The 14,089-nt window shown below is 35.6% G+C and carries 22 protein-coding genes; all 22 read right to left on the bottom strand.

Annotated features, from left to right (window positions below):
- Position 1: 1 nt before the first annotated feature.
- The 22 genes from BUA21_RS12860 to BUA21_RS12755 all read right to left on the bottom strand — a co-directional run bounded on the left by BUA21_RS12860 (position 2) and on the right by BUA21_RS12755 (position 14,087).
- On the bottom strand, positions 2-571 hold the full coding sequence (locus BUA21_RS12860; RefSeq protein ID WP_072745240.1) for a major tail protein: 570 nt from the start codon (positions 569-571) through the stop codon (positions 2-4).
- A 2-nt stretch (positions 572-573) separates the two neighbouring features.
- Positions 574-894 carry a hypothetical protein gene (locus tag BUA21_RS12855; protein ID WP_072745239.1) on the bottom strand — a complete coding sequence of 107 codons (321 nt, stop codon included), beginning with the start codon at positions 892-894 and terminating at the stop codon, positions 574-576.
- Positions 891-1,271 (bottom strand): HK97-gp10 family putative phage morphogenesis protein, encoded by a 381-nt coding sequence (locus BUA21_RS12850; protein WP_200796559.1) that lies wholly within the window; start codon positions 1,269-1,271, stop codon positions 891-893. Before BUA21_RS12850 ends, BUA21_RS12855 begins: the two co-directional genes overlap by 4 nt.
- Positions 1,261-1,590, bottom strand: coding sequence for a phage head closure protein (locus tag BUA21_RS12845; RefSeq protein WP_072745238.1), 330 nt, complete (start codon positions 1,588-1,590; stop codon positions 1,261-1,263). Before BUA21_RS12845 ends, BUA21_RS12850 begins: the two co-directional genes overlap by 11 nt.
- 4 nt (positions 1,591-1,594) lie before the next feature.
- Complete coding sequence (locus tag BUA21_RS12840) at positions 1,595-1,897, bottom strand: head-tail connector protein (protein ID WP_072745237.1); 303 nt, start codon at positions 1,895-1,897, stop codon at positions 1,595-1,597.
- Between the two features lie 18 nt (positions 1,898-1,915).
- Positions 1,916-2,137, bottom strand: a complete 222-nt coding sequence (locus BUA21_RS12835; protein ID WP_072745236.1) for a Head fiber protein — start codon at positions 2,135-2,137, stop codon at positions 1,916-1,918.
- Positions 2,138-2,146: 9 nt separating this feature from the next.
- A complete protein-coding gene (locus tag BUA21_RS12830) occupies positions 2,147-3,331 on the bottom strand; it encodes a phage major capsid protein (protein WP_072745235.1) in 1,185 nt (394 codons plus the stop codon).
- Between the two features lie 12 nt (positions 3,332-3,343).
- Positions 3,344-4,042, bottom strand: coding sequence for a head maturation protease, ClpP-related (locus tag BUA21_RS12825; protein WP_072745234.1), 699 nt, complete (start codon positions 4,040-4,042; stop codon positions 3,344-3,346).
- Positions 4,043-5,278 (bottom strand): phage portal protein, encoded by a 1,236-nt coding sequence (locus BUA21_RS12820; protein WP_234973720.1) that lies wholly within the window; start codon positions 5,276-5,278, stop codon positions 4,043-4,045. It abuts the gene before it with no gap.
- A gap of 333 nt (positions 5,279-5,611) precedes the next feature.
- Entirely contained in the window at positions 5,612-6,271 is a 660-nt protein-coding gene (locus BUA21_RS12815) for a type II toxin-antitoxin system PemK/MazF family toxin (protein ID WP_072745233.1), read from the bottom strand.
- Between the two features lie 77 nt (positions 6,272-6,348).
- Positions 6,349-7,899 (bottom strand): terminase large subunit, encoded by a 1,551-nt coding sequence (locus BUA21_RS12810; protein WP_072745232.1) that lies wholly within the window; start codon positions 7,897-7,899, stop codon positions 6,349-6,351.
- Positions 7,899-8,369 carry a phage terminase small subunit P27 family gene (locus BUA21_RS12805; RefSeq protein WP_072745231.1) on the bottom strand — a complete coding sequence of 157 codons (471 nt, stop codon included), beginning with the start codon at positions 8,367-8,369 and terminating at the stop codon, positions 7,899-7,901. Before BUA21_RS12805 ends, BUA21_RS12810 begins: the two co-directional genes overlap by 1 nt.
- 62 nt (positions 8,370-8,431) lie before the next feature.
- A complete protein-coding gene (locus BUA21_RS12800; protein ID WP_072745230.1) occupies positions 8,432-8,644 on the bottom strand; it encodes a gamma-glutamylcyclotransferase in 213 nt (70 codons plus the stop codon).
- 95 nt (positions 8,645-8,739) lie between these two features.
- Positions 8,740-9,189, bottom strand: a complete 450-nt coding sequence (locus BUA21_RS12795; protein ID WP_072745229.1) for a gamma-glutamylcyclotransferase family protein — start codon at positions 9,187-9,189, stop codon at positions 8,740-8,742.
- Positions 9,190-9,332: 143 nt separating this feature from the next.
- The gene (locus tag BUA21_RS12790) at positions 9,333-10,256 is read right to left on the bottom strand and encodes an amidoligase family protein (protein ID WP_072745228.1); all 924 of its coding nucleotides are present in this window, start codon (positions 10,254-10,256) and stop codon (positions 9,333-9,335) included.
- Positions 10,257-10,349: 93 nt separating this feature from the next.
- Positions 10,350-10,535: a hypothetical protein gene (locus BUA21_RS12785; protein WP_200796558.1), complete on the bottom strand. Its 186-nt coding sequence runs from the start codon at positions 10,533-10,535 to the stop codon at positions 10,350-10,352.
- Positions 10,525-11,238, bottom strand: coding sequence for a virulence-related protein (locus BUA21_RS12780; protein WP_072745226.1), 714 nt, complete (start codon positions 11,236-11,238; stop codon positions 10,525-10,527). Before BUA21_RS12780 ends, BUA21_RS12785 begins: the two co-directional genes overlap by 11 nt.
- Positions 11,239-11,301: 63 nt before the next feature.
- Entirely contained in the window at positions 11,302-12,543 is a 1,242-nt protein-coding gene (locus BUA21_RS12775; protein WP_072745254.1) for a site-specific DNA-methyltransferase, read from the bottom strand.
- A 147-nt stretch (positions 12,544-12,690) separates the two neighbouring features.
- The gene (locus tag BUA21_RS12770; protein ID WP_072745225.1) at positions 12,691-13,068 is read right to left on the bottom strand and encodes an HNH endonuclease; all 378 of its coding nucleotides are present in this window, start codon (positions 13,066-13,068) and stop codon (positions 12,691-12,693) included.
- A 2-nt stretch (positions 13,069-13,070) separates the two neighbouring features.
- A complete protein-coding gene (locus BUA21_RS12765) occupies positions 13,071-13,262 on the bottom strand; it encodes a hypothetical protein (protein WP_200796557.1) in 192 nt (63 codons plus the stop codon).
- A gap of 192 nt (positions 13,263-13,454) precedes the next feature.
- A complete protein-coding gene (locus tag BUA21_RS12760; RefSeq protein ID WP_072745224.1) occupies positions 13,455-13,886 on the bottom strand; it encodes a DUF1492 domain-containing protein in 432 nt (143 codons plus the stop codon).
- A gap of 3 nt (positions 13,887-13,889) precedes the next feature.
- Positions 13,890-14,087, bottom strand: a complete 198-nt coding sequence (locus BUA21_RS12755) for a hypothetical protein (RefSeq protein WP_072745223.1) — start codon at positions 14,085-14,087, stop codon at positions 13,890-13,892.
- Positions 14,088-14,089: the final 2 nt, after the last annotated feature.

The raw sequence follows: 14,089 nt of genomic DNA, 5'->3' as shown, positions 1-14,089 counted from the left end.
ATTAAACTCCTTCCTGAACTCTAGTATCTCCTGGAACTTTATCAAACCAAGTTTTAGCTCCTAGGAAATTCTCACCATCTTCATCAGCTGTTCTCTTCCACTCTCCATCATGCATTCTTGGCATAAAGGTAAACTTAATCTTAGGTGTTTTATGGTCTACATTATCTTTTTTAGTAGAAAAGTCCTCTGCTATTGGCTGGGCCACTCCTTTTAATAGCCAAATATATCGGTACTTTCCATTGGACTTTAAGCTCTTAAATCCTAATGCTATATGTGGAGGAGTATCTTCTTTACTTTCAACTAAAACACCTTCAACTATCTTATTTCCTAATACCTTTGCCCTAGTAGTAAGAGGTAAATCTGCGGTTTCTACTTCCACATCAATTTTACCTAATGCTGAAATAGATTCCCAAAGCTGATCATCCGCATATAATTCTTGAGTATTTACTGTAGGACTTATACTAGCATTTATAGCACCTACCATTTTCTCAACAGCCTCATAGGTAAGTTCTTCTATTGTGTCTTTTGTAAGCACTGCAAAATGTAAATCATTCAATCCTATCTGTGCCATTTCTATACCTCCTTAAAAAATCTCATTACTTTGTGATAAATCTTTAAATCATCTTCATATAAATCATAAAATCCTTTCTTTATAAAGTTAGCCGCTAGCATCCTTTCATGTACTTCTTTTGAAACTTGAGTATAATCTTTTTTTGACCAGATATCTATTTGAACATAATATCCAGTAATAACCTCTCCATCATCAGCAAATTGTTCTCCTTTATCAAGATAAGTAAAAAAGGTTATATAAGGGTCTTTCTTTCCACCGTAAGTTTGAAAAGAAACGGGTACCCCTATATTTTTCAAAGCATCCATTACTATTTTATTAATCATAAACCAAGTCCCCTTTTTAGTTCTTCTTGAATGGTATCTAAAGCAGCATCTTTTGAATTTTCATACCCCGGTTCCATAAAGGGTTTAGCTTTCATTTTTACTGTTCCAAATTCTACAAACTTTCCATACCATCCATCTTTTCCAGGACCTACTTGAACATAGGGCTCTCCACCTTCTCTTTTAATTCCTGATACTGATATGCTTTTCTTTAACTTCCCAGTTCTCACAGGAACTTCTCTTACTATTGAATCCTTAATAACTTCTCCTGCTCCCTTTAATGCCTTGTTTTCAATCTTACTCCCTTGTTTTCCTAGTTTTTCAACTTCATCTATTAGATTTTCAATTCCTTCAAGTTCCATCTTTACTTCATTGGCCACTCTTTTCTACCTCCAATGCCTTTATCTCAATGTACTTATTTTTATATTTAATATTATCAATGGAGATTATATTGTACTCTGTACCTCTGAACAAAATCCTCATGGAAGTATCGAGGCCCTTAAAATATCGAATAGTAAATTTAACAGTATTCTCTTTTTGCACAGCTGCAGCTTCAAAATATTCTCTTCCATGAAGATTAGTAATTGCTGCCCATACTGTTTTATAGTTCTCCCAAGCTTCTACTTCAAAACCGTTTTCATTGGTGGCGGTAGTTAATTTTTGAAAAGTAATTTTATGCCTTAATTCCCCAATCTCCATAAAATCACCAACTTTCTTCTCTCAAATTACCTAACATTAATTTCATAACATTAATAGTTTCTGAAATACCACCACTTTCATTTTTTAGGTAATAATAAGTACCTTCTCTTTTTTCATATAGATTAGCAACACAATATAGTATTGCCTGCCTTACTACAGGAGGTACTTCTTCAAACTTAGATATAGGAAATCTTAAAATATCCTCACAAATCTCCTCTGCTGTAAGAATAAAATTAGTGATGAGTGTATCTTCTTCATCACTATCTATTCTTAAATACAACTTTGCTTCATCTAGACTTATTACCATACACCCATCACCTCACCATTATTTCATTTCCATTAGTCCTGCGTACTTTAGCTTTTGAAGTAAGGAGTTAAAGTCAGCCTTTAAATCTGCAATAGTAGTAGCTGTACTCTCCTCTTGAATTTCAGCTCTAATTAAGGGTTTACCATTTAAAAGGAGTACCCCTTCTTCCGTTACCTCGAGTACTCCATTAACAACCCATCTTTCTCCACCTTGCTCTTTATAATTTTTTACATTACTCATATCTATCACCTAGGCTTTCATCTGTAATACTTTAATAGCTTCAGGAAGAGTAAGTTTTCCGTCTACTCTTTGGGTAGCCTTAAATCCAACTTGACCTGTTGCTGCATAAAGTTCATTTAATCTTTGGAAAGACCTCCCCTGTCTATCTGCAATCCAATAATATGAAAAGTCTCCAAAGGCTATAGGCTTTTTACCTGCTTCTATTATTGGAACATAAGCTGAAGTCTTTACGGGTCTATTTAAAATAGTATCAGGCTCACCCATTTGTACTGATGGTTGCCATAAATACTGACCATTTCCATCCTTTAATTTTCTAATCTCTTTTACTGTTGCATCATTCATTAAAAAAGTAGCCTTTTTCCTATATGGAGACTTAAGGGAATAGAAAAGGTCCATTATATCATCAAACTTTATAGCTGTAGTAGTTGTTGTAAGCCCTACTTCTCCACTTCCAAATACACCTGTTGGTTTTCCATTTCCATCTCCTATTACAAATGCTTCTTCTTCCCTTGCACCAATTCGTCTAGCAAATTCCTTTGAGATATATGAATCTAATTTAAATACACTGTCATTCAATAATTCCTCACTAACTTTAATCATTGTAGCCAGTTTATATGCCCCAATTGAGATAATTCCAAAGCTATCATCAGATTCTGGAATTGGTCCTTCTTCATCTACCCAAGAAGCAGTTCCCTTTGAAGCTACAATTGGAATCTTTCTATCTCCTGAAGATGTAGTAATTATTTTAGCAAGACTTCTCATAACATTTTCTTCTTCCAAAGCTTCAATTAAGGTTTTCTCAAATTCATCAGGTGCTAAATATCCTCCTTCTGGATCAGAGCCAACCTTAAGGGAATTCTGAACATCAAAGTTAACCTTATTCCTCATAACATTCCAGAAGGCCTTAGTATATTCATCTGAAGCCCTACCTGTTTTCTCTATCCCTTTATTATTATTTGGTGTGTTAGTAATAGCATTACTTGTTGCCTTTGAAAGTTCTAAATCAATGGCTGCTTGTCTTTCAAGTCTTTCGATTTCCTTTCCAAGACTTACTACATCAGCTTCCATCTTTTCATAGGTAGCTGTATCTTCTGCTGAAAGGAAACCTTCTTCATTTCTTTTTTCATCTAAAAAAGCCTTGGTCTTATCCCAAAGCTTCGCTCTTTTCTCTCTTAATTCTAAAATTTTATCCATTTCACATTCCTCCTATTTCAATAATTCTAGCCTTTTAACTAACTGGCTATATGGTGTTTTGGTATCTTTAGAATCTTTTGGCTTATTAACTTTTGGTAGCTTCCCAATAAAATTATTTGTTACAGTAACTCTGTCAAACATAAAACCATTTAGAACATCTTCAGGAACAGTTTCATTTTCTGTATATAAAACTTTGTCACAGAAACCTAACTCATGGGCCTTTTTTGCACTCATCCAAGTTTCCCTATCCATCATCTTTGATATTTCATTTCGTGAAAGCTTTGTCTTTACTTCATAGGCATTGATGATACTTTCCTTTACTTCTGAAAGCATTTCAATTCCTTTTCTCATATCCACTTCTTCTCCCCAGACCAAGGTTATTGGATTGTGAATCATAAGCATTGATGTAGGAGACATTAGTACTTCATCTCCAGCCATGGCAATTACTGAAGCTGCACTAGCTGCAATTCCATCAATTTTAACAGTGACCTTGTCAACATATTCTTTTAGCATGGTATAGATTTGACTTGCTGCAAACACATCACCTCCTGGTGAATTAATAAATACAGTAATATCTCCACCTGATTTTTCAAGTTCTGCTTTAAACTCTCTAGGAGATACTTCATCATCAAACCAGCTTTCCTGAGCAATATATCCATCAAGATAAAGAGTTCTTCCATCTTCATTATTAATCCAATTCCAAAACTTCATCTACTTTTCTCCTCCCTTCTTTTCACTATTTAGTTCATTCTTTGCATAAGCTCCTATATCCTCAAGTTTTAGCATATTTCCATTAACTGCATAAACATCACCATGCTCTATGGTGTTCATATCTTCTAGCTCTCTTACATCATTGGGGGATAAAAACCCATTTTGAATACCTATGCTGTAGCCTTCCATACGAGTTTTATAGTCACCTCGAAGTAGTCCTTCTACATTAAACTTTATTAGGTATTCTTTCTTTTCCGATGGAGATAATAAAGCTTTCATCATGCACATTTCCCAACGTGATAGCCATGGAGTAAGTGTATATTTTACAAACTCCAAACTCTGCTGCTCTATGTTAGAAAAACTGGATTTATCCAAATCACCAATCATATGAGGAGGAATTCTAAAAATCCTAGCAATTTCATTTAGTTGAAACTTCCTAGTCTGCAAGAACTGGGCCTGTTCTGGTGGTATTCCTATAGGCTTAAAACTCATACCTTCCTCTAAAACTGCAACCTTGTGGGCATTTCCACTTCCTCCATATACACTGTTCCAACTCTTTCTTACCTTTTCAGGATCTTTTAAAATTCCAGGATGCTCTAATACACCTCCTGGGCTGGCTCCATTATTAAAGAATGTAGCTCCATATTCCTCTGTTGCTATAGCCATTCCTATTGCATTCTTGGCCATTGCTATTGGAGAATATCCAACTAATCCATCAAAACCTAGACCCTGAATATGAAGAACTTCCCAGTTTTTCAAAATATACTCCTCGCCATCTTTGCTATATGTGTAGTAAATCTCTCCACTATCACTTCTATAGACCATCATTCTATCAGGCATTAAAGGATATAGTGCCAAAACTCTCCCTCTGCCATCTCTAATAATCTGGGAATATGCATTTCCCCAAAGTAAAAGATGACCCATAAGTGTTTCTCTAAACACAAATGAAGTCATCTCTGGATTTGGTTCATCATGAAGTAGATAATATAACGGATGGTCTAGTGCCTTTTCTTTTCCCTTATCAGTTCTTTTGTATATGTGTAACGGTAATGAAGCTGTGGTTTCAGCTAGAATCCTAACACAAGCATAAACTGCAGTAGTTTGCATAGCTGTTCTTTCATTAACTACCTTTCCACTATAAGTGGTGCCAAAGAAGAAGTTATATGCACTCTGCCACATACTGTTTTGTGGATCTGCTCTGGATTTAAAAAACTTTGATAATATTGGTATTTGCAAATTTTATCACCTCCTAGAAATGGGCATGAAAAAAGCCACTTCATTACTGAAGTAGCTTAGCTTTATGTAACGAAAGCCGCTATATTTCGGCTTTCTTTTTTAGATAGTACGAGCAATTGCTCTTTTTTAGATATCATTGATGCTTTAATATACTATATTCAAACTCATATAGAAAGATTACAATTTAACATGACTTTTCGAATAACGAAAACCACCTAAAAGGTGGCTTTCTTTTTTAGATATTACGAGCAAAACGCTCTTTTTTAGATATCATCTTTGTATATAAAATGATATCATTGTTATTATTACCTGTCAATAGGAAATAATACATTTTTAAAAATTCCAGTCTTTCTTCATTGCATTAAATATTTCTTTCATCTTTTTAGATCTAATACTGCCCATAGGCGAATCCATGTCTACACGATATATACTTATTGGAGTAATTCTAGTAATATTAGTATATCTATCTCTCGGTGGTAAATTAAAAACCACATCAATTACCACTTCTGTTGATTTCGGATTTTCCAGCGTTCCTGAAGTAAGTGGAGCTACTATTAATGCTTCCCCAAGATCTTTTAATATAATAGCTGGATGCTTTCCACCAAATTCACAACCTATGTTAAACCCAAATTCAATCCAAACAACATTTCCCCTTAAAAAGACCAAATTATGCAATAAATCTTCTGCGTCATTGGCATCTATAGTTGTAGTGTTTCTAAGATATTTTTTACCGTCAGTTGATTTGTTGTAGTACTTATTTATTTTAGCTTGTATGGTTGAATTATTTTTGCCAAAAGCAAAACTCGTTATTTTCTTTGGAAAAATCTTGTCTGGAATTACAAGTTGTGATTTTTCTATGTCGAACAATTTCGATTGTCTGCTTATCCATTCTAGATACAAACCACTTCTCTTTTCTTCTATTTTATTACCATTTTGGGTACGATCTACAATGTTGATTAAGGATTTAGTTGCATTAAAATGTCTTGAATACATTCTCCCCACCCCCCTCTTTTTAACAGTTTCTCAAATAATTATACATTAAATAAATGTATCGTTCAATATGAAGAAACTTAAAATACTAATATTCCTCTATCATCATATACACTTCCACCATTATTCCCTTCATTCCTAATTGCTCTATCCAAAGCCATTATAAGGGCCACAGCACCGTCTATTTTCTCGGTACTTTTTTCTTTATCAGGTTTTATATTTCCAGCTGGGTCAGTTCTTACATAAATGTTATCCATCATCCAAGTTAAGGCTGGGTGTCCTCCATGGGCTATTTTCTTTTCTAGTGTTAACTTCATTAGTTCTTTTGTAGGTGGACTCATATCCTTAAATCCCTGTCCAAAGGGAACTACTGTAAATCCTAATCCTTCTAGGTTTTGTACCATTTGTACAGCTCCCCACCTATCAAAGGCAATCTCCCTTATATTGTAGTTCATTCCCAGTTCCTCAATAAATCTTTCTATAAAGCCATAGTGGATAACATTTCCTTCAGTTGTTTGAAGATATCCTTGTTGTTCCCAAATATCATAAGGAACATGATCCCTTCGAACTCTTAAATCCAAGTTCTCCTCTGGTATCCAAAAGTGTGGAAGAACATAATATTTATCATCATCAGGTATGGGTGGAAAAACTAAAACAAAAGCTGTTATATCAATGGAACTTGAAAGGTCAAGACCACCATAACACTCTCTACCTTTTAGCTTTTCAGGGTCAACTTCAAATGAACACTTTTCCCAAATATCCATGGGCATCCATCTTACTGATTGCTTCACCCATTGATTAAGCCGAAGTTGCCTAAAAATATTCTCTTCCGCTGGATTTTCTTTAGCACTTATATAAGCTGCTCTTACTTTTTCAATATCAATGGTATGGTCCAAGGATGGATTAGCTTTATACCAGTTCGCCTCATCTGTCCAATCATCACTATCTTCAATCCCATAAATAACTGGGTAAAAGGTAGGATCATGTTTTTTACCTCTTAATATATCATCAGCCTTTTGATGAACTTCCCAGCAAATAGAATTTCTATCAGTACCAGCAGTTGTAATTAAAAAGAAAAGTGGCTGCTTTCTAGCATCTCCACTTCCTTTGGTCATTACATCATAAAGTTGTCTGTTAGGCTGGGCATGTAATTCATCAAAGATTACTCCATGAACATTAAGCCCATGCTTTGTAAATGCTTCTGCAGATAATACCTGATAGAAACTAGCTGTAGGCATATAAACTAATCTCTTTTGAGATAGAATTGGCTTTATTCTTTTCTTTAAAGCAGGACTTTGGTCCACCATGTCTACTGCTACATCAAATACAATAGATGCCTGTTGCCTATCAGCTGCACATCCATAAACTTCAGCACCCCATTCTCCATCACCACAAGTTAGATATAAAGCTATGGCTGCAGCAAGTTCACTCTTTCCATTTTTCTTTGGAATTTCAACATAAGCTGTGTTATATTTCCTATAGCCATCGACTTTTACAGTACCAAATACGTCCTGTATGATTTTATCTTGCCAAGGCAAAAGGTCAAAAGGTACTCCATGCCATACACCTTTGGTATGTTTAAGGTTATTAATAAATTTCACTGCTCGTTTAGCTTTCTTTTCATCAAACATTATTTAACCCTCAGTAAGTTTTCCATTGGATCATCAGTATCAGTATCTTCTGTATTTACCTGAATTCTTGTACGAGCAGCAGGAGTAAGTCCAAATTCAGAACAGAAATCCTTCATAACCTTAAGGTATGTCTGGGCAATTGATACTTGCGGCACCTGTTGAATATATCCTGATGGGGTTTTAAATATAGTACCATGCTTTGATAGAAATTCCTCCGCCTCTTTCCATCTAGCATAGGCTTGACAGTATCCAGCAAAAGCTGCCATATCCACCTCAGTGAGTATTCCAATGGCCTCCATAGTTTTAGCCATTCGCTCCCATTCGGCCTTAGCTTCAGGCTCCAGCCATGACGGACATTCGGGAGCTTGTCTTTCAGGTTTTGGTTCATTTTCATTTAAAGGTCTTTTTCCAGGATTGCCTTCCAAGACCTTTATGGCTGTTGGTTTTGGCTTTCTTCCTCGTGTCGCCATTGCTTTCCACCTCCAATTTATAGTAAAGAAAAAGAGCCTCTTTGGCCCTTATTCTAATTATCCTATTTTTTCCTTCCAATTCCCTTATAGTTTAAATTTCCTTTCTTTACTTCTTCTATTTCTTTATCCCTTGCTTTTTCATAATCTTTATCCTTAGTTTCTTTATCTTTACATTCCATGCAAATGCAGTCTTCATTAAACATAGACATAATCCTTCCATTCTTCAAGTCCTTACCACATCTATCGCAGTACTTTTGGGTAAAAAATTTATCCACTTAAAACACTCCTTCCAGTTGATAAAATCACTAGGGTAGCTGCCCCAAGGCCTCTTTAAAAAGGCCTTACAGGGCAAGTGTGGGCCTCAATTTGACTACTTTATGCTAGTTTCTATAGCTTCTACTAGTAGGCCCTTGTTAAAACCTGCACTTTCATAGCCAAGTTTCACTATATTCAAATATCTTTTACTTGGCATATTTAAGTGAATCCTATCTTTCATTTTATTGGTCATAATGTAAACCATGGCAGTTACAATTTCTCCCGTTTCAAGTTCTACCTGAATGTTTTCTTTGTAATAAAAGCTAGGGTAACCTTCATACCTATCTAGTGCCTTTTCATCTTCAGGCTGAACTTCCCAAATAAGCACTGGCACTTTCCCATCTTGGTATGATTCAATTGTCAGATAAGCATTTTCAGGTGCGCCTTTAAAAAGTAGCCTGTACCCATGAATTATTCCCTTTCCATAAACCTTGGCAGTAGGACATCGATAGCTCATTTGTTTTAAATTAAGATTTGAACCATAAGCAACATATAATCTTTTCATTCTTAATTCATCCTTTCCAGAAGGCCCAATATTTCCCCCACACCTCGCCTGTGTGCCCTTTACTTTAGGTGAGGGGGTCCTTCTACCAGCTTAAGAGGGGTTTCCCCCCCAGTGGTTTTTAGGCCTGCCGCTTTTTAGTCTAACTATGCGGCTCTTTGAAATCTCCATGCTGCACTTCCATCTAGGTGCTTTGTTAAGTGCTCTCTGCAGTTTTTGAATTCTTCCCCAATAAGCCCCATTCGATTTAGCCAAGTTCTCATTGCAAACTTTGGATTTTCAATTTGTGGCTTCTTGGTGCTGGCACTCTTTTGGGTTAAGGCTTGGTAGTTCATGGCTAGGGCCAAAACAATGTAGCTTCTAATCTTTCCTGCATGAAGGTTTCCATTAAATCCTCTAAGTTCTACGGTTCCTACTCCGTTGAAGAAGCTGTGAAGGTTTAGGAAATGGTACCTACTTTCATGGTAATGTCTATCCCTACTGGAGCCGTAGCCTTGGTACCAAATGTCCTCGATTTCTTTGAAGGTTGTAGGCTTTTTCTTATTCATTCTTTCTACTAGGTCTGCATCCATCTTCTTGCAGTAACGCATCCTTTCTCTTTCAATTTGTAGGCTATCGTAAAGTAGGTCGTTTCTAGCGTAGATGATGTTTATAAAGTTTCTAATGCTTCTTGGTGTATGGTCGGTGCCATCTAGGTGAATGTGAATGCCTGTGCAATTTTGCCTTTCGGAAAAGGCCCCTTCCTTTCTAAGTTTTCTTATTATCTCCTGCAAGGTTTTAATGTCTTCTTCGTAGTTAAGAATTGGGCTTACTAGCTCTACGCTGTATTCTCTTCCTGCTGCTACCTTTTGCCCGTTTACTTTCTTTTGGGTGTAAATGCTTCCGTCAAACATTACTTTCCATGCCCTTCCATCTGGTGCGGTTATCTTGTAGCTATCGTAGTAATCATATTGTTTTTTAATATTTCCCTGTAAATGCTCCGCCACAATTTTTGCTGCCCTTTCTCTTGTGATTCCTGTAAGTTCTATCTCAATGCCAAAGTTTGTTTTTAAAAATTCCTTATCTGCCATGGTTTTATCCCCTTTCAGTGTGTTTTTGTTATACATATATATCACTCTAAAAGAGGTAATTAGCAAGACATTTATCAAAGAAATACAGTTTTTTTATTCTACTTCCACATATTCCATGATTATTGCCAAAGCCTCATCGTAGCTTTTTGATTTGGTTATTCTATCTATCATTTCACCAGCTTCTTTATGCATATCAGCTTCTCTAAGAGTTCTTGATGCAATTACCATTAAATTAAAAATATTGCCATCCTCTCCTATCAGTTTACATTTAGGCTTCATGACTAGAGTCCTCCTTTTCAGGTTTTCTAAAAGCTCCATTTCCTGAAAGGTTTTTAAGAAGTTCTTTCCTAGTTTCTTTATATTCATCACCAATCATCCCGAGACGAAGTAGCCAAGTTCTAAATGTGTATTTTTCATTGTCAGTAGGTTTCACTTTAGTTGAAGCATATTTTTGGACCTTTGCATTTTTATTAATTAAAGCAAAGAGCTTAATGGCTGCTTCATTTTCTAAATATTTAAATGTAATAGTTTCTTCCTGAAAATCAAAATCAATTCCAAAGTGGCTTCCTTCATCAATGTCTTCTAATGCTTCTTTGAAACTTTCTAAGCTATCAATACATAGTTCATTTATTTTGGTTACAAAATCATCCTCTACTATATTTTCTTCTAACCCTAATGCCTTTTTAATTAAAGGCTGTTTACTATAAATCATGTTCACTAAATTTCTTAAGGTTCTGCCAGTATGCCCTTCCATAGGTATTCCTAATTCGTAGCTAGTAATTTCATCTTCTGCTTCAGGACCAGTTAGCAAGTTTTCTAGATCTACCTCTTCTCCAGCAGATGTCATAATCTTTCCCTCCCTGTTAATAATATAAGTTTCTTGTGGAGTTTTTATCTCATAAGCAAAGCTGGGTGCTCCTAAATATTTTGACTCTACTCCAAAATGCTCACTTATTGCTTTTACAATATCCTTTCTATCCATAAAAATCCCTCCTGTATTTAAGTTACTTACATATATCACTCTAAATACAGGAAATTGCAAGGGTTATATCATATCCTTATATTTAACTTTTTCTCCATCTCTTATTAGAAAAACTTCCTCATCAGAGCCGACATACTCAATGTATCTTTTCACAATAACATCTGCATATTTTTCATCTAGCTCCACAGCATAACAAATCCTTCCCGTCTGCTCACATGCAATTAAAGTAGAACCGCTACCTGCAAAAGGCTCTAATACAATACAGTTACTCATACTGCTATTTTGAATTGGGTAGGCTACTAAAGGTACTGGCTTCATAGTTGGATGAAGTTCTGATTTTGTGGGCCTATCAAAATTCCAGATAGTTGTTTGTTTTCTATCTGAATACCATCTATGCTTTCCCGTAGGTTTCCAACCATAGAGAATAGGCTCGTGTTGCCATTGGTAATCAGAGCGGCCTAATACCAGTGATTGCTTGGCCCAAATGCAAACATTAGCAAGATGAAATCCTGCATCCTTGAAAGCCTTTCTAAAGTTTAGCCCTTCTGTGTCTGCATGAAATACATATGCTGCAGCACCATCATCTAAAGCATCAAGCACATTTTTAAATGCCGTTAGAAGGAACTCATAGAATTTTTTATCCTCCATATTATCATTCTTAATTGTTCTCTCATTTTCACTTCCAGCAGTGTAATTTACATTATATGGTGGGTCGGTAACACATAAATTAGCTTTCTTTCCATCCATCAACTTCTCATAAGTTTCTGCTTTGGTACTATCTCCACAAATTAATCGATGTCTTCCAAGAAGCCAAATATCACCTTGTTTTGAAATAGTATCTTCCTCTAAAGCTGCATCTACATCAAAATCATCATCCTCCACATCTTTATCATGTACATTACTAAAAAGTTCATCTATCTCTGCAGCTTCAAAACCTGTGAGGTCCATATCAAAGTCCATTTCTTTTAAGTTTTCTAATTCCAAAACTAACATCTCATCATCCCACCCTGCATCCATGGCCAGTCTATTATCAGCTAAAATGTATGCTTTCTTCTGGGCCTCTGTTAAATGTTCCACTAACACACAAGGTACTTCTTTTATTCCTTCTTCCCTTGCTGCCATTACTCTACCATGGCCAGCTATTATGTTATAGTCCTTATCTATAAGTATGGGATTTATAAAACCAAATTCTCTAAGGCTACTTCTCAATTTATTAATTTGGTCTTTGCTATGAGTCCTAGCATTGTTAGCATAAGGTATCAACTCATCTATATTAATTAATTTTAATTCTTCTGTTGTTTTCAATATTTCTACCCCCAATTTTAAACATAAAAAAAGCACCCTAAATATATAGGTACTATAATTTCTATACCCCCCTATGGAATTTTGCGAATTCTTGCACGAGGGGGCCGCCCCGTTCCTGGGCTATAAGGTTTTAGAGATTTCACCCCCCTAGGGGCCATAGGTATAAACTTTTCTTTTCCATCTACCATCTTCCTTTGCAGTCTTTCTATCATGGCAGGACTTACACAAAGATTGTAGGTTATTCTCATCCCAAAACAAGTCTACATTACCTTTATGAGGTTCTATATGGTCTACAACTGTTGCTGGTGTAACTACTCCAGCCTTCAAACACTCTACACAGAGAGGTTGTTTGTTTAAGACATATCTTCTTAGCCCTTGCCATCTACTGCTGTTGTATAGTTTCTTATATGGTCTATTGCTATTGTATTCTCTATCCATTTCTTTTTGATGTGCCTTGCAGTATCTTCCTTCTGTTAGTTCTGGACATCCTGGATACCTGCATGGGTACTTTGGTTTTCTTGGCATTTTTAAATCACCTTTCTTTCTCCATGAGGGCATCCTGGCCAAGATATTTTACTAAGCATTCCTCCATCTGGTGTTACATTTAACAAAGCTTTATGGTATTCACTTTTAGGATTACTACACTCATAAGCCTTCCACTGTCCTTCCGATGCAGCTTTATCTTCCTTAACAAATTTACATGATATACATTTAATCATAAAGCACCTCCATTAAAAATGGGCATAGAAAAAGCCCCTGAGAGTTTCCTCCCTAAGGGCTTGTATTCAAGAATGCTGCGTTTCCTTGGAATCGATTCGATATAACCTTGGCCTATTCAAACAGCATATGGTGCTCTTAATAATTTTCTATACCTTTACATCTTATACTATAGCACATATGTTAGGTGTCTTCTAGTGTCTTTTAGTGTCCTCTTTTATAATCTTCTCTATTTCTATTAAAGCTTTTCCATGTAATTTTAAAAGATATCTTCTATCATAGCCTGAGTATTTTACTATATCATCCCATTTTAGTCCATTAATATATCTCATTTCAAGAACTGATCTATATCTATAATCTTCTACAAGGCTTATAGTTTCTAGTATTTCTCTTTTTAAATCCACTAGTTTATCTATATCATCATTTATCTCGTAACTTAAATCTATTAACTTAACTACAGCATCTTCCATAGGAGTTGTACTGCCAGTTCCACCAGATACTTTCTCCCTTGAAAAATCTACGGAGACTCTTTCAGCCAATGCTTCCAAACTTTCCTTATGTCTTATTTTATTATCTATCATCTTATCAAGCCACATAGCTTGAGATAAATATTCCTTAGCATTCATAGGCTACACCCCCAGTTTACCATCATAGTAGGTTTCGTTTATATGCTCCCTAGTTTCTTTATCTAAACTTTTTATTCTTTCAATGGCCTTTCTTCTTCCTTCTTCAACTTCTTTTTTTGTTTTATAAAAGTTACAGTCTTTACACTTAGTTTCTTTTAAAGCTATACACTCTCTATTTTTATAAGCAAAACAGTTATTCACTT

This window comes from Sporanaerobacter acetigenes DSM 13106, from assembly GCF_900130025.1.
Lineage (GTDB): Bacteria > Bacillota > Clostridia > Tissierellales > Sporanaerobacteraceae > Sporanaerobacter > Sporanaerobacter acetigenes.
The sequence above is the reverse complement of the archived record's forward strand: the minus strand, read 5'-3'. Positions and strand labels throughout refer to the sequence as shown.

Coding starts and splice junctions, on each gene's coding strand:
- BUA21_RS12765 (WP_200796557.1), bottom strand. CDS start 13,262: ATGATTAAATGTATATCATGTAAATTTGTTAAGGAAGATAAAGCTGCA.
- BUA21_RS12835 (WP_072745236.1), bottom strand. CDS start 2,137: ATGAGTAATGTAAAAAATTATAAAGAGCAAGGTGGAGAAAGATGGGTT.
- BUA21_RS12840 (WP_072745237.1), bottom strand. CDS start 1,897: ATGGTAATAAGTCTAGATGAAGCAAAGTTGTATTTAAGAATAGATAGT.
- BUA21_RS12845 (WP_072745238.1), bottom strand. CDS start 1,590: ATGGAGATTGGGGAATTAAGGCATAAAATTACTTTTCAAAAATTAACT.
- BUA21_RS12770 (WP_072745225.1), bottom strand. CDS start 13,068: ATGCCAAGAAAACCAAAGTACCCATGCAGGTATCCAGGATGTCCAGAA.
- BUA21_RS12805 (WP_072745231.1), bottom strand. CDS start 8,369: ATGGCGACACGAGGAAGAAAGCCAAAACCAACAGCCATAAAGGTCTTG.
- BUA21_RS12825 (WP_072745234.1), bottom strand. CDS start 4,042: ATGAAGTTTTGGAATTGGATTAATAATGAAGATGGAAGAACTCTTTAT.
- BUA21_RS12860 (WP_072745240.1), bottom strand. CDS start 571: ATGGCACAGATAGGATTGAATGATTTACATTTTGCAGTGCTTACAAAA.
- BUA21_RS12810 (WP_072745232.1), bottom strand. CDS start 7,899: ATGTTTGATGAAAAGAAAGCTAAACGAGCAGTGAAATTTATTAATAAC.
- BUA21_RS12815 (WP_072745233.1), bottom strand. CDS start 6,271: ATGTATTCAAGACATTTTAATGCAACTAAATCCTTAATCAACATTGTA.
- BUA21_RS12785 (WP_200796558.1), bottom strand. CDS start 10,535: ATGAAGCCTAAATGTAAACTGATAGGAGAGGATGGCAATATTTTTAAT.
- BUA21_RS12790 (WP_072745228.1), bottom strand. CDS start 10,256: ATGGCAGATAAGGAATTTTTAAAAACAAACTTTGGCATTGAGATAGAA.
- BUA21_RS12780 (WP_072745226.1), bottom strand. CDS start 11,238: ATGGATAGAAAGGATATTGTAAAAGCAATAAGTGAGCATTTTGGAGTA.
- BUA21_RS12855 (WP_072745239.1), bottom strand. CDS start 894: ATGATTAATAAAATAGTAATGGATGCTTTGAAAAATATAGGGGTACCC.
- BUA21_RS12760 (WP_072745224.1), bottom strand. CDS start 13,886: ATGAATGCTAAGGAATATTTATCTCAAGCTATGTGGCTTGATAAGATG.
- BUA21_RS12795 (WP_072745229.1), bottom strand. CDS start 9,189: ATGAAAAGATTATATGTTGCTTATGGTTCAAATCTTAATTTAAAACAA.
- BUA21_RS12830 (WP_072745235.1), bottom strand. CDS start 3,331: ATGGATAAAATTTTAGAATTAAGAGAGAAAAGAGCGAAGCTTTGGGAT.